This is a genomic window from Pseudomonas wadenswilerensis (genome assembly GCF_024749185.1).
Lineage (GTDB): Bacteria > Pseudomonadota > Gammaproteobacteria > Pseudomonadales > Pseudomonadaceae > Aquipseudomonas > Aquipseudomonas wadenswilerensis.
The window spans coordinates 4395108-4409517 of sequence record NZ_CP087191.1 but is presented as its reverse complement, the minus strand read 5'-3'; the positions used below and the strand labels follow the sequence as shown (position 1 = coordinate 4409517).

Sequence of the window (14410 nt, the reverse complement as noted above, 5' to 3'; positions counted from 1 at the left end):
TTAAGTCAGCCTTCCTCAGGCCAGAAACGCAGTGGCTTGCCCTCGGCCGGCCAGAAGCGCACCTGCTCGATCGGCGAGATATCCCAACGCTGCACGGTTTCCAGCGCCTGGAGGAAGCGTTTTTCCTGCTCCATCAGCGCCGGCGCGCACAGCTTGCGGGTACTGCCGACCTTGCCGAAGGTCAGCTTGTCGCCGTCCAGCTGGTAAGGCGCGAACCAGTGGTTGCAGCCGGCATTGCCATAGGCGCGGCCGTCGGTGGCCAGGGTCAGGGTCAGGTGGCTGTAGTCCATTAGCGGACGCTCGCCAATCCACTCCAGCAGGTAGCTGCGTTCCTGTTCCAGCTTCATCGGCTCGGCGGCGCAACCCAGCAGGGCCGTGCCGGTCAGGGCTGAGAGCAACAGCGTTTTCACTGGGCCGTCTCCTTGCATTTCGGGCACAGGTGTTTGTCGCCGCGGCTGATCCAGCCGAGTTCGGCGATGCGCGCAGTGGCGGCCGGTTGCTGGGCTTTTTTGCCCAGTTTGGCGTCGACCGCGAACTCGAAGTTCAGGGTTGCCTGGCAGCTGTCGCAGTTGACGTCCCAGGTATGGATCGCCAGCTCGCCGAACACCGGGCCACTGGCCACCGCGACCCATTGGCCGGTCGGGTTGATCAGGTGGCGCACGGATTCCACGGTCAGGCGCATGGACAAATCCTTGCTGCCCTTGAGGGTCACCAGCAGAACGTCGTTCTTCTGGATCGAGCCGCCGTTGCCGGTCACTTGATAGCGGCCCGGCACCAGGGCGCGGCACTCGATCAGGGTGTGTTGCGGGTTAAACAGGGTGTAGCGGAAATCGTGTTCGACCATGGGTCCTCCAAATCTGCCGCGTATCCTAGCATCAACCCTCGACCAAGTTCTGCGGATTGCCCGCCGCCCAGCGGGTTATGTTGTCCAGGGTGGTGGCGGCAATGGCAGCCAGCGCCTCGCGGGTGAGGAAGGCCTGGTGGGCGGTGACGATCACATTGGGGAAGGTCAGCAGCCGCGCCAGCACGTCGTCCTGCAATGGCAGGTCGGAGCGGTCTTCGAAGAACAGCTGGGCTTCCTCTTCATAGACATCCAGCCCCAGGTAGCCGAGCTGGCCGCTTTTCAGCGCCTCGATCAGCGCCGGGGTGTCGACCAGGGCGCCGCGGCCGGTGTTGATCAGCATGGCACCGGGTTGCAGGTCGGCAAGGCTCTGGGCGTTGATCAGGTGACGGGTGTCGTCGGTCAGCGGGCAGTGCAGGCTGATGACCTGCGCCTGGCGTAGCAGCTCCGGCAGGCTCAGATAGCGCGCGCCCAGCGCCAGCAGTTCGGGATTGGGGTAGGGGTCGTAGGCCAGCAGCTGGCAACCGAAACCGGCCATGATCCGCGCAAAGGCCGCGCCTATCTGCCCGGTGCCGACCACGCCGACGGTCTTGCCGTGCAGGTCGAAGCCGGTCAGGCCGTGCAGGGTGAAGTCGCCTTCGCGGGTGCGGTTGTAGGCCCGGTGCAGGCGCCGGTTGAGCGCCAGGATCAGCGCCACCGCATGTTCGGCCACGGCGTGGGGCGAGTAGGCGGGCACCCGCACCACGGCCAGGCCCAGGCGTTTGGCGGCGGCCAGGTCGACATGGTTGTAACCGGCCGAACGCAGGGCGATCAAGCGCGTGCCGGCCGCCGCCAGGCGTTCCAGTACGCCAGCGCCGAGGTCGTCGTTGATGAAAGCGCAGACCACTTCATGGCCGGCGGCCAGCGCTGCGGTGTCTGCGGTCAGGCGTGCGGGCTGGAAGTGCAGCTCAAGCCCCGGCACGGCTGTGGCGTTGGTGAAGCTGTCCTGGTCGTAGGCCTGGCTGCTGAAAAACAATACGCGCATGGGATCTTCCTGAAGGCTTTGCCTGAAAGTTTAACCAAGGGGCAAGGATCAAGGCTTGCCCCAGGTCAGCCAGGGTTCAGGCGCTCATCCGCGCCTGGGCCGTGAGCCGGGTGATGGCCCGGTCCAGTTCGTCGAGGGCTTGCGGCGCTTGCGGGTCATCCTGCTTGAGCAAGGTTTCACTGCGTTGGCAGGCAGCACGCAATTGTGGCACCCCGCAATAGCGCGAGGCGCCATTGAGCCGGTGCACGCGCTCGATCATGCCATTGCGGTCAGCGACCTCGCGGGCCGCACGAATCGCTTCGCGGTCGGACTCCAGCGACGCCAGCAGCATGGCCAGCATGTCGGCGGCCAGGTCCGGCTTGCCGGCTGCCAGGCGCAAGCCTTCCTCCGGGTCGAGCACCTTGAGTTCGCTGCTGTCCGGCGTGGATTCCAGCGAGCGTTCCTGGCGCGGTGCGCCCAGGGCCAGGCCGGTCCATTTGAGCACCACCTGGGCCAGTTGCCGTTCGCTGATCGGCTTGGTCAGGTAGTCATCCATGCCGCTGTGCAGCAGGGCGCGTTTTTCGTTGGCCATGGCGTGGGCGGTGAGGGCGACGATCGGCAGGGGCGCGCCGCTCTGGCTGCTTTCCCACTGGCGGATCTGTTCGGTACATTCGCGCCCGTCCATGCCGGGCATCTGCACGTCCATCAGCACCAGGTCGAAACGCTCGTCCTGCACCGCCTGAACCGCCGCATAACCGCTGTCGACCGCCAGCACTTCGGCACCGAGGTCTTCCAGCAGGGTTTGTACCAGCAGCAGGTTGGCCGGATTGTCGTCGACGCACAGCACCTTCGGCAACGGCTGGTCGGACACCGGCTTGCTCTCGCTGCCCGGACGCCGCGGCTGGACCATCTCGACCAGCGCCCGGCGCAGCTTGCGCGTGCACGCAGGCTTGGCCTGCAATTGGCCGTGGGCGTTGGGCAGGTACGGATGATAGAGCGCCTGTTCGGTGGTCGGGCACAGCACCAGAGCCTGGCAGGCCAGGTGCTCCAGTTGCTGGATGTACTGGCCGAGGCGTTCCGGCGAGACGCTGTCGAGGTTGACCCCGAGCACCGCCAGCTCGAAGGGTTGCCCGGCCAGGGTGGCGGCTTCGACCGCGTGCAGCAATTGTTCGACGGTGGCGAACAGGCTGACGCTCAGGCCGCAGTCTTCCAGTTGATGCTCCAGGGCCTGACGTGCCAGTTCGTGGCTGTCGACAATCGCAACCCGGCGGCCCACCAGCGGTTGCATGGGCAGGTCTTCGGCATCGTCGCGGGCCTTGGGCAGGCTCAGGCTGACCCAGAACTGCGAACCTTCGCCGGGGGTGCTGTCGACGCCGATCTCGCCGCCCATCTGTTCGATCAGGCGCTTGGAAATTACCAGGCCCAGACCGGTGCCGCCGGGCTGGCGCGACAACGAGTTGTCGGCCTGGCTGAAGGCCTGGAACAGCGCCCGCACATCCTGGCTGGACAGGCCGATACCGGTGTCCTGAACGCTGATGCGCAGCTGCACGCTGTCTTCACGTTCCTCTTCGAGCATGGCCCGGGCAACGATGGTGCCTTCGCGGGTGAACTTGATGGCGTTGCTGACCAGGTTGGTGAGGATCTGCTTGAGCCGCAGCGGGTCGCCGACCAGCGACAGCGGCGTATCGCGATACACCAGGCTGACCAGCTCCAGCTGTTTGGCATGGGCGGCCGGGGCGAGGATGGTCAGGGTGTCCTGGATCAGGTCGCGCAGGTTGAACGGGATACTGTCGAGCACCAGCTTGCCGGCCTCGATCTTGGAGAAGTCGAGGATCTCGTTGATGATTCCCAGGAGGCTGCCGGCGGACTTTTCGATGGTGCCCAGGTAGTCGAGCTGGCGCGGGGTCAGTTCGCTTTTTTGCAGCAGATGAGTGAAGCCGAGGATGCCGTTTAGCGGCGTACGGATCTCGTGGCTCATGTTGGCGAGGAACTCGGACTTGATCCGGCTGGCCTCCAGGGCTTCCTTGCGCGCCATGTCCAGCTCGATGTTCTGGATCTCGATGGTTTCCAGGTTCTGGCGTACGTCTTCGGTGGCCTGGTCGATACTGTGCTGCAGTTCTTCATGGGCGTTGTGCAGGGTTTCGGCCATGCGGTTGATGCCCGCAGCCAGCTCGTCCAGTTCGTAACTGCCCATTTGCGGCAGGCGTTCTTCCAGGTTGCCATCTTTTAACTGGGTGACGGCGTACTTGATCTGGCCGATCGGGCCGTTGATCGTGCGGCTCATGCGCAAGGCCAGCAGGGCAGTGGCGGCCAGCCCCAGCAGGATCAGCAGCAGGCTGGTGAACAGGCTGCGATAGCCGCGCAGCAGGGTGCCGTCGTGGGACAGCTCGATTTCCACCCAGCCGAGCAGGCGGTCGGCTTCACCTGGGATCAGCTCGCCGGCCAGGTCGCGGTGGCGGCCGAACACCGGCAGCAGGTAACGGGTGGCGTCATTGCCGGTGCGTTGCAGCAACTGCGTGCCACCGCCGGTGGGCGCCTGGTTGAGCATGCTCGGGCCGGCGTGGGCCAGGGCGTTGCGGTCGGGGCCGAGGAAGGCCACGGCACGCACGTCGGACTGCTCCAGGGCTTGGGCGGCGATACGCTCCAGCTGCGCCGGGTCGTGTCGCGCCAGGGCTGGCGCCACCAGCGGGGCCAGCTGCTCGGCAATCATCTTGCCGCGTTGCAGCAGTTGGGTCTGCAGCTCGCTCTGCTGCAACCAGGTGAAGTAGCCGCCCAGTACCAGCGCCATCAGGCCGGCTGGTAACAAGGCGAGCAACAGCACGCGGCTTCTGATCCCCAATCTATTCAGCACGCCACTCTCCTGTGCCCGGTAAGCGCTGTAAGCCTCCGCCAGCTCCTGCTGACGGACCAAGTCGGAAAAGTACCGCGCCTACTCGCGTAATGCACTCATTTGTATCTGCTTTTGTCGATTGCCAACTATAACCGGGGCTTTGGTCCAGCCCTGGTTGCCTGCACGCAGTGAATAACCAATAATCGCGTGATTGAGAATTGCTAGCATCAGCCAATGACTCCTGTATCTATTAGCACCTCCAACATCCTTGCCATCGAGGACGATCCGGTCCTGGGTGCGTACCTGCGTGAGGAGCTGCAACGCGGCGGCTTCAAGGTCACCTGGTGCCAGAATGGCCGCGATGGCCTGCAGGTCGCGCAAAACAGCTGCTTTGACGTGGTGCTGATGGACATCCTGCTGCCCGGCCTCAACGGCCTGGATGTGCTGGCGCAGCTGCGCCAGAGCAGCTCGACGCCGGTGATCCTGATGTCTGCGCTGGGCGCCGAGGCCGACCGCATCACCGGCTTCCAGCGCGGTGCCGATGACTACCTGCCCAAGCCCTTCAGCATGATCGAGCTGCAGGTGCGCATCGAGGCGATCCTGCGCCGGGTGGCGCTGGAGCGGCGCCATCAACAACCCGTACAGGTACAGGCCGGGGAACTGCGCTTCGATGAAGAGGCGTGCGATGTCTGTTATGGCGAGCAGTGGGCGGGGCTGACCCTCAGCGAGTACCGCCTGCTCGACACCCTGCACCGCAGCGATGAAGAGGTGCTGAGCAAGGCCTTCCTTTACCAGCAAGTGTTGCAGCGCGGCTATGCCCGCCACGATCGCAGCCTGGACATGCATGTCAGCCAGATCCGCCGCAAGCTCAAGGCCATCGGTTACCTCGAGCGCGAGGTGCGCACGGTGTGGGGCAAGGGTTATGTGCTTAGCGGCGCCGAGGTCAACTGAAGTGCCGAACCGTCATTCATTGTTCTGGAAACTGGCCATCCTGCTGGTCGGCTTCTGCCTGTTGATGATCGGCCTGAGCTGGACCTGGGGCCGGCATATGGAAACCCAGAATGCCTTTCTGTCCGAGGTGGCCAAAACCACCCTGCAAGGCTATGCCGGCGAGGCCGAGCAGGCCTGGTCGCGAGGAGGGCAGGCAGGTATCGACGCCTGGCTGGCGGCAGTTCGCGAACAGGAGCCCGGCTGGGTCGGGGTGATAGGCCCGGACCTGCAGTCGTTGAGCAGCACGCCGCTCAACGAGGTTGAAAGCCGGCGCCTGACCTTCCTGCGCGGAATCGACTGGCCGGTGAGCCCGCGCTCGATCGGCATGCCGTGGATGCGCTTGCCTTTCCCGCAGCAGCCGCACCTGGGCACCCTGGTCATGGAGCTGCCGCAACGTCTGGCGCCGGGGCAGTACCGGGTACTGTGGCGAGTAGTGACCAACGGCATCATCCCCGGGCTGTTTACCTTGCTGCTATGTGTCGGCCTGTACCGCATGCTGATTGTGCCGTTGATCCAGTTGCGAGAGCAGGCCAATGCCTGGCGCGCCGATCAGCTCTCGGCACGGGTCGCCAGCAGCACCACCAGCCGCCAGGACGAACTGGGCGAGCTGGGCCGCGCCTTCGATGACATGGCCGAACGCCTGCAGGGCACGGTGGCCCTGCAACAGCAGCTGTTGCGCGACCTTTCCCACGAACTGCGCACGCCCTTGAGCCGCTTGCGCGTGGCTTGCGACAGCGAGGCTGATGCCGGCCAGCTGCGCGAGCGCCTGGGCCGCGAAATCGACTGCATGCAGCGCCTGGTCGAGGATGCACTGCAGCTGGCCTGGCTCGACACCGAGCGGGCGCCGATGAGCAAGGAGCCGATCCAGGTCCAGGCTCTGTGGGAGATGCTGGCTGAGGATGCCTGCTACGAAAGTGCCTGGCCCGGGGCGCAACTGCACTGTGCGCTGGACGCCTCGTGCTGGGTGCAGGGTAACCTCAACAGCCTGGCCCAGGCCCTGGAAAACATTTTGCGTAATGCCATTCGGCATTCGTCAGCCGGTGGCGTGATTCGCCTGGACGGGCGGCGTCAGGGCGATGACTGGCTGATCTGGCTGGAAGACCAGGGCGGTGGGGTAGCGGAAAGTGAGCTTGAGCGTATTTTCGCGCCCTTTACCCGGCTGGACGGTTCGCGCCCGGGCGATGGTGGCTTCGGGCTGGGCCTGAGCATTGCCCGCAATGCCATCGTCCGCCAGGGCGGGCGTCTGTGGGCGCAAAACACCGGCCAGGGCCTGCGGCTGAACATGCAACTGCCGGCGGTGTGATCCTGGGGCCGCTTCGCGGCCCATCGCCGGCAAGTCCGGCTCCCACAGGTACTAGGGGCATGCAAATCCACTGTGGGAGCTGGCTTGCCAGCGAGAGGGCCGTAAACTCTTGCTTATAGCTTGCAGCTATAACCCCAACACATTGCGTGATATGGGCAAATCCCGTTTGCCGGTATGATAGGCGCCCCCGCAGTCTGGATTGCGAATACGCCATGACCTTGCAGTACCCAACCATCGCCGATTGCGTCGGCAACACGCCTCTGGTCCGCCTGCAGCGCATTGCCGGCGAAACCAGCAATACCCTCCTGCTCAAGCTCGAAGGCAACAACCCGGCAGGCTCGGTCAAGGACCGGCCGGCGCTGTCGATGATCACCCGCGCCGAACTGCGTGGGCAGATCAAGTCGGGTGACACCCTGATCGAAGCGACCTCGGGCAACACCGGCATCGCTCTGGCCATGGCGGCGGCGATCAAGGGTTACAAGATGATCCTGATCATGCCCGACAATTCCAGTGCCGAGCGCAAGGCGGCGATGACCGCCTACGGTGCCGAACTGATCCTGGTCAGCAAGGAAGAGGGCATGGAAGGTGCCCGCGACCTGGCCGACCGCCTGCAGGCCGAAGGCCGTGGACTGGTGCTTGACCAGTTCGGCAATGTCGACAACCCTGAAGCCCACTATGTGAGCACCGGCCCGGAAATCTGGCGCCAGACCCAGGGCACCATTACCCATTTCATCAGCTCCATGGGCACGACCGGCACCATCATGGGCTGCTCGCGCTACCTCAAGGAGCAGAACCCGGCGGTGCAGATCGTCGGCCTGCAGCCGATGGAAGGCTCGGCCATCCCCGGCATCCGCCGCTGGCCGCAGGAATACCTGCCGAAGATCTACCAGTCCGAGCGCGTTGACCGCGTGGTCGACATGGCCCAGAGCGAAGCCGAAGAAACCACCCGCCGGTTAGCCCGCGAAGAGGGCATTTTCTGTGGCGTGTCCTCCGGTGGTGCAGTGGCAGCCATGCTGCGGCTGTCCCGCGAGCTGGAAAACGCCGTGATGGTGGCGATCATTTGCGACCGTGGCGACCGTTACCTGTCGACCGGCATTTTCGATTCAGTGAACTGATGTCCAAGAACAAACGTAACAGCGGCCTGCGCTTTCAGCCGGCCGGTGGCACCCGCGCGCCACAGATCCCCACCGGCAAGAAACAGCGCCTGAGCATCGAGCGCCTCGCTGGCGACGGCCGTGGCATTGCCTTTCTCGACGGTCGCACCTGGTTCGTCAGTGGCGCCCTGGCCGAGGAAGAGGTCGAAGCGCGGGTACTCAATACCCACGGCAAGGTGGTCGAGGCCCGCCTGGAGCGGGTGTTCAATGCCAGCCCGGCGCGCCGCGAGGCCCCGTGCAAGCACTTCGACCGCTGTGGCGGCTGCAACCTGCAGCACTTGCCTCATGCCGATCAACTGGCGCTCAAGCAACGCCTGCTGGCCGAACAGTTGCAGCGGGTCGCGGGCGTGCAGCCCGAGCACTGGGCTGCGCCGCTGACCGGGCCGGAGTTCGGCTACCGGCGCCGGGCACGGGTTGCGGTGCGTTGGGACAACAAGGCGAAACATCTCGACGTCGGATTTCGCGCCGAAGCCAGCCAGGACATCGTCGCCATCGACGACTGCCCGGTGCTGGTACAACCCTTGCAGTCGATCATGCGTCACCTGCCCACGCTCTTGCGCAGCTTGAGCAAACCGCAGGTGGTTGGCCACGTCGAGCTGTTCAGCGGTACCGCGCTGGCGCTGCTGTTGCGTCATACCGGGCCCTTGGGGGACGGCGACCTGGCGCGCCTGCAGGCGTTCTGCGCGCAGGCGGGTGTACAGCTGTGGTTACAAGGCGAGGGTGAACCTTCACCGGTGGATGCGGGTCAGAGCCTCGGTTTTCGTCTTGAACCCTGGAACCTTGAATTGGCGTACCGGCCCGGCGATTTCGTCCAGGTCAACGCCCAGGTCAACACCGCGATGATCGAGCAGGCCTTGGCCTGGTTGGCGCCGCAAGCCGATGAACGCGTGCTCGACCTGTTCTGCGGTCTGGGCAACTTTGCCCTGCCGCTGGCCCGGCAGGCGCGGGAAGTGGTGGCGGTGGAAGGGGTGCAGGCGATGGTCGAGCGGGCGGCAGCCAATGCTCGTAGTAACAATTTGCATAACACGCAGTTTTTTCAGGCCGATTTATCGCAGCCTTTGGCGGCGTCGGGCTGGGCCGCAGGAGGCTTTTCTGCGGTACTCTTGGACCCACCGCGTGACGGTGCATTCGAGGTTGTGCGAAAAATCGCAGACCTCGGCGCAAAACGTCTTGTTTATGTATCGTGCAACCCGGCGACCCTGGCCCGCGACACCGTCGAACTGGTCAGGCAGGGTTACCGGTTAAAAAGTGCCGGGATTCTCGACATGTTTCCTCAGACGGCGCATGTCGAAGCCATGGCGTTATTCGAAGCGGGTTAGCCAGGCTGACGCGTTCGGCGCTGCACCTTGGGTCCGGCAGGGGCAGCACCAGTGATTTCAAGCGCATCGCGAATGCGCTGTAGGGAAAGGTAAACAAAGATGGTACAGGTGAGAGTGCACCAGCCGGTCAACACCGACGGCAGTATCAATCTCGAAGCATGGCTGGATCATGTGGTGAGCGTCGACCTGGCGCTGGACCGGGAGGCCCTCAAGGCCGCTTGCGAGTTCGCCCAGGACATCGAGAAGAAGGGCAACCCGGCCAAGCATTCCTGGGCCGATGGTACGTCGAGTTTCCAGGCCGGCCTGGAAATCGCCGAAATCCTTGCCGACCTCAAGCTCGACCAGGACTCGCTGGTCGCCGCGGTCATCTACCGCGCCGTACGCGAAGGCAAGGTGACCCTGGCTGAAGTCGGCCAGCGCTTTGGCCCGGTAGTCTCCAAGCTGATCGACGGCGTGCTGCGCATGGCCGCCATCAGCGCCAGCCTCAGCCCGCGCCAGTCGCTGGTGCTGGGCTCGCAGGCGCAGGTCGAGAACCTGCGCAAGATGCTCGTGGCCATGGTTGACGACGTCCGTGTGGCGCTGATCAAGCTAGCCGAACGCACCTGCGCGATTCGCGCGGTCAAGGGCGCCGACGACGAGAAACGCAACCGCGTCGCCCGCGAAGTGTTCGATATCTATGCGCCGCTGGCCCATCGCCTGGGCATCGGTCATATCAAGTGGGAGCTGGAAGACCTGTCCTTCCGCTACCTCGAACCCGATCAGTACAAGCAGATCGCCAAGCTTCTGCACGAGCGCCGGCTGGACCGCGAGCGCTTCATCAGCGACGTGATGAACCAGCTGCAGAACGAGCTGCTGGCCACCGGGGTCAACGCCGATATCAGCGGCCGGGCCAAGCACATCTATTCGATCTGGCGCAAAATGCAGCGCAAGGGTCTGGAATTCAGCCAGATCTACGACGTGCGCGCGGTGCGCGTGCTGGTCCCGGAAATGCGCGACTGCTACACCGCGCTGGGCATCGTGCACACCCTGTGGCGGCATATCCCCAAAGAGTTCGACGACTACATCGCCAACCCCAAGGAAAACGGCTACCGCTCGTTGCACACGGCGGTGATCGGTCCGGAGGGCAAGGTCCTCGAGGTGCAGATCCGCACCCACGCCATGCACGAAGAGGCCGAGCTCGGCGTCTGCGCGCACTGGCGCTACAAGGGCACCGACGTCAAATCCAGCTCCAACCACTACGAAGAGAAAATCTCCTGGTTGCGCCAGGTGCTGGAATGGCACGAAGAGCTGGGCGATATCGGTGGCCTGGCCGAACAGCTGCGGGTCGATATCGAGCCGGACCGGGTCTATGTGTTCACCCCGGATGGTCACGCCATCGACCTGCCCAAGGGCGCCACGCCGCTGGACTTCGCCTACCGGGTGCACACCGAGATCGGCCACAACTGCCGCGGGGCGAAGATCAACGGCCGTATCGTGCCGCTCAACTACAGCCTGCAGACCGGTGAGCAGGTCGAGATCATCACCAGCAAGCACGGCAACCCCAGCCGCGACTGGCTGAACTCGAACCTGGGCTACGTCACCACCTCGCGGGCGCGGGCGAAGATCGTCCACTGGTTCAAGCTGCAGGCTCGCGACCAGAACGTCGCCGCCGGCAAGACCCTGCTCGAACGCGAACTCAACCGCCTGGGCTTGCCGCAGGTCGACTTCGAACGCCTGGCGGAAAAAGCCAACCTGCGCGCTGCCGAGGACATGTTCGCCTCGCTGGGTGCCGGTGACCTGCGCCTGGCGCACCTGGTCAACGCCGCGCAGCAACTGGTGGAGCCGGAGCGCAGCGATCATGTCGAGTTGGTACCGCGCAAGGCTACCGGCTACAAGCCGGGCAAGCGTGGCGACATTCAGATCCAGGGCGTCGGCAACCTGCTCACGCAGATGGCCGGTTGCTGCCAGCCGCTGCCGGGCGATGCGATCGTCGGTTACATCACCCAGGGCCGCGGCGTCACCATCCACCGCCAGGACTGCGCCTCGGTGCTGCAACTGGCCGGGCGCGAGCCGGAGCGGATCATCCAGGTCAGCTGGGGCCCGGTGCCGGTACAGACCTATCCGGTGGATATCATCATCCGTGCCTACGACCGTCCGGGCTTGCTGCGAGACGTCTCCCAGGTCTTGCTCAACGAGCGGATCAACGTGCTGGCGGTCAACACCCGCTCGAACAAGGAAGACAACACCGCATTGATGTCGCTGACCATCGAGATTCCTGGCCTGGATGCCCTCGGGCGCTTGCTGGGGCGGATTTCGCAACTGCCGAACATCATCGAGACGCGGCGTAACCGTACGCCTTGAGGCCCTATCGCCGGCAAGCCGGCTCCCACAGGAAACAGGTTGCTCCGATCCTGTGGGAGCTGGCTTGCCAGCGATGAGGCCAGACCTGAGAGAGCCTTTTGATGTACACCCTAGACGACCTGCTCCACCTCATGGCCCGCCTGCGCGACCCGCAGTATGGCTGCCCGTGGGACCTCAAGCAGACCTACGCGACCATCGTCCCCTACACCCTCGAAGAAGCCTACGAAGTCGCCGACGCCATCGAGCGCAGCGACTTCGAGCACTTGCAGGGCGAACTCGGTGACCTGCTGTTCCAGGTGGTTTACTACAGCCAGTTGGCGCGCGAAGAAGGCCGTTTCGAATTCGACGGCGTGGTCGACAGCATCACCCGCAAGCTGATCCGCCGTCACCCGCATGTGTTCCCCACCGGCGAGCTCTACGCCGCGCTCGACACACCCAAGCTCGACGAAACCCAGGTCAAGCAGCGCTGGGACGAGATCAAGGCCCAGGAGCGCGCCGAGAAGGGCGAGCCCGAGCAGTTGTCGTTGCTCGATGATGTGCCGGCAGCGTTGCCGGCCTTGTCGCGGGCGGCCAAACTGCAAAAGCGCGCGGCCCGGGTCGGTTTCGACTGGCCGGATGCCTTGCCGGTGCTGGACAAGGTCCGCGAAGAGCTCGATGAAGTGCTCCAGGCCATGGCCGACGATGACAGCGTGGCCCTGGCTGACGAGCTCGGTGACCTGCTGTTTGCCGCAGTGAATCTGGCCCGGCACCTGAAGGTCGACCCGGAAAACGCCCTGCGCGGGGCCAACAGAAAGTTTGAGCGACGTTTCCGTTTTATCGAACAGGCATTGCGCGACATAGGCCGTCCGATTGAAGATTGCACCCTCGAAGACATGGATGCGCTCTGGGGCGAAGCCAAACGTCAGGAAAAGAACCTGCCCAGCTGCGGCTGAGCTGTTGCATAAGTGAGTGAACGATGAGCCTTTCCCTTCGCGACCAATTGCTCAAGGCCGGTCTGGTCAACCAGAAACAGGTCAAGCAGGTCAGTAAAGAACAGAAGAAACAAAAGCGCCTGGAGCACAAAGGCCAGGTCGAGGTCGACGATACCCAGCAGCGGATGGCCAAGGAAGCCATGGCCGAGAAGGCCAAGCGCGACCAGGAGCTCAACCGCCAGCAGCAGGAGAAGGCCGAGCAGAAGGCCCGCGCCGCCCAGGTCAAGCAATTGATCGAGGTCTCGCGCCTGCCCAAGCTGACCACCGAGGACTACTACAACTTCGTCGACGACAAGAAGGTCAAGCGCCTGTCGGTCAACGCCCTGATGCGCAGCAAGCTGAGCAGTGGTTCGCTGGCCATCGTTGCCCATGGAGGCGGTTACGAGGTGATCCCCCGTGAGGCGGCGCTGAAGATCCAGGAGCGCGACCCGCAGCGTATCGTCCTGCTCAACACCCAGGTAGAAGAGCCGGATGCCGACGATCCGTACGCGGCCTACGTGATCCCTGACGATCTGATGTGGTAATGACGACAAACCCCGCTTCGGCGGGGTTTGTTTTTTCTGGAGGGGTTATTGCTGTTGCCGTCTGGTCTCGAGGTATTCCAGCTCGATGCGGTAGCTGTGGGCCTCATGTTCATTGTGGAACATGCCGACCAGCTCGCCCTGCTGATGCACATCCCAGATGCGCACGCCTGCAGCCAGGCCTTCGTGAGACATTTTGCTTTCGTCGCGCTCAGTTACTTTGACAGTCATCTGCAAACTCCACTTTCAGTTAACTGCGGCACCGTGTCGCAGGTCTCTTTTATAGAATTTGTTAGCAGGCTAAGTAAATGACTGGCGCATGAAACATCTTTCACGTAGGCGCAGGCTCTTGGGAGCTGACTGGCCAAGGGCAATAAAAAACCCCGCACCAGGCGGGGTTTCGGCTACTAGCAGCAATCAGGGCTATCAGTTGCCCTTGACCGCCTTGCCATCGACCGTGCCGTCCTGCAGCACGATCACGTACTCCTTGCCGTCGGTCTCGACCTGGCGCAGTTGCACCAGCAGGTAATCCCAGTCCTTGGCGAACCACAGCTCGGTGATGCGCTTGCTCTGGCTCGGGTCGCGCACGCGCTCGACCTTGATGGCATCGACCTGGCCAGTCTTGGTGGTGACTTTTTCGGTGCCCAGGACGCGGAAGTCGTAGGTATCGATCTCGTCGCCATCGACCACCTGGTAGCTCACGCTCTTCTTGCCCGCTGCCACGTCATGCTGCAGGGCCAGTTGATAGGTGGACTTGTCCAGCACGCCGCGGTTGAGTGGCAGGTTGATCGCGTCGCCGCGGTCAGTACCGGTGATCTTCTTGGTCGTCCAGTCGAAGTCCAGGTCAACCTTCTTGGCTTTGCCCAGGCCGCCACGTTCGAAGTGGTAGGTCTTTGGCAGCAGGGTGTCCTTGTCCAGAGTCAGGGTACTTTGCTCAATCAGGCTGGCGATCATCATCGACGCCTTGAAATTGAGGTTCCAGGTACCGTTGGCGTTCTTTTCCAGGCTGCGCTCGGCAGTGCCGCTCATGGGCAACTGCTTCCAGTCGGCGGTGTAGCTGGCCGAGAAAGGCTTCAGATCGGCTGCCTGCAACGGCAACGCGAGCACGGCGAGAGCGAAGAGCAGGGCGCGACGCATA

At 63.8% G+C, this 14410-nt stretch carries 13 protein-coding genes; 7 read left to right on the top strand and 6 right to left on the bottom strand.

The genetic code is table 11. From position 1 onward, the window contains the following. Positions 1–5 precede the first annotated feature (5 nt). The 4 genes from LOY45_RS20215 to LOY45_RS20200 form a co-directional block, all read right to left on the bottom strand. Positions 6–410 (bottom strand): META domain-containing protein, encoded by a 405-nt coding sequence (locus LOY45_RS20215; RefSeq protein ID WP_415842500.1) that lies wholly within the window; start codon positions 408–410, stop codon positions 6–8. Then, positions 407–844 carry a hypothetical protein gene (locus LOY45_RS20210; RefSeq protein ID WP_115085725.1) on the bottom strand — a complete coding sequence of 146 codons (438 nt, stop codon included), beginning with the start codon at positions 842–844 and terminating at the stop codon, positions 407–409. Before LOY45_RS20210 ends, LOY45_RS20215 begins: the two co-directional genes overlap by 4 nt. Positions 845–875: 31 nt before the next feature. Then, the gene (locus LOY45_RS20205) at positions 876–1865 is read right to left on the bottom strand and encodes a 2-hydroxyacid dehydrogenase (RefSeq protein ID WP_258578258.1); all 990 of its coding nucleotides are present in this window, start codon (positions 1863–1865) and stop codon (positions 876–878) included. 76 nt (positions 1866–1941) lie between these two features. After that, positions 1942–4695 carry a response regulator gene (locus tag LOY45_RS20200; RefSeq protein ID WP_115085727.1) on the bottom strand — a complete coding sequence of 918 codons (2754 nt, stop codon included), beginning with the start codon at positions 4693–4695 and terminating at the stop codon, positions 1942–1944. Between the two features lie 213 nt (positions 4696–4908). Here LOY45_RS20200 and LOY45_RS20195 point away from each other — a divergent pair, with 213 nt between their 5' ends. The 7 genes from LOY45_RS20195 to LOY45_RS20165 all read left to right on the top strand — a co-directional run bounded on the left by LOY45_RS20195 (position 4909) and on the right by LOY45_RS20165 (position 13275). Then, on the top strand, positions 4909–5625 hold the full coding sequence (locus LOY45_RS20195) for a response regulator transcription factor (protein WP_115085728.1): 717 nt from the start codon (positions 4909–4911) through the stop codon (positions 5623–5625). Further along, a complete protein-coding gene (locus LOY45_RS20190) occupies positions 5597–6967 on the top strand; it encodes a sensor histidine kinase (protein ID WP_115085729.1) in 1371 nt (456 codons plus the stop codon). The genes LOY45_RS20195 and LOY45_RS20190 overlap by 29 nt, the downstream gene beginning before the upstream one ends. A 212-nt stretch (positions 6968–7179) precedes the next feature. Next, positions 7180–8082: a cysteine synthase CysM gene (cysM, locus tag LOY45_RS20185; RefSeq protein WP_115085730.1), complete on the top strand. Its 903-nt coding sequence runs from the start codon at positions 7180–7182 to the stop codon at positions 8080–8082. Then, entirely contained in the window at positions 8082–9440 is a 1359-nt protein-coding gene (rlmD, locus tag LOY45_RS20180; RefSeq protein ID WP_115085731.1) for a 23S rRNA (uracil(1939)-C(5))-methyltransferase RlmD, read from the top strand. Before cysM ends, rlmD begins: the two co-directional genes overlap by 1 nt. A 99-nt stretch (positions 9441–9539) precedes the next feature. After that, positions 9540–11780, top strand: coding sequence for a GTP diphosphokinase (relA, locus tag LOY45_RS20175; RefSeq protein ID WP_115085732.1), 2241 nt, complete (start codon positions 9540–9542; stop codon positions 11778–11780). A 101-nt stretch (positions 11781–11881) separates the two neighbouring features. Then, positions 11882–12712 carry a nucleoside triphosphate pyrophosphohydrolase gene (gene mazG, locus LOY45_RS20170; RefSeq protein ID WP_115085733.1) on the top strand — a complete coding sequence of 277 codons (831 nt, stop codon included), beginning with the start codon at positions 11882–11884 and terminating at the stop codon, positions 12710–12712. Positions 12713–12735: 23 nt separating this feature from the next. Next, entirely contained in the window at positions 12736–13275 is a 540-nt protein-coding gene (locus LOY45_RS20165) for a DUF2058 domain-containing protein (RefSeq protein ID WP_258578256.1), read from the top strand. Between the two features lie 45 nt (positions 13276–13320). Here the strand turns inward: LOY45_RS20165 and LOY45_RS20160 are convergent, their stop codons facing one another. Together LOY45_RS20160 and LOY45_RS20155 are read right to left on the bottom strand one after the other, a co-directional pair. Further along, positions 13321–13503 (bottom strand): hypothetical protein, encoded by a 183-nt coding sequence (locus LOY45_RS20160; RefSeq protein WP_010220364.1) that lies wholly within the window; start codon positions 13501–13503, stop codon positions 13321–13323. A 195-nt stretch (positions 13504–13698) separates the two neighbouring features. Further along, a complete protein-coding gene (locus LOY45_RS20155; RefSeq protein ID WP_115085735.1) occupies positions 13699–14409 on the bottom strand; it encodes a DUF3108 domain-containing protein in 711 nt (236 codons plus the stop codon). Position 14410 lies beyond the last annotated feature (1 nt).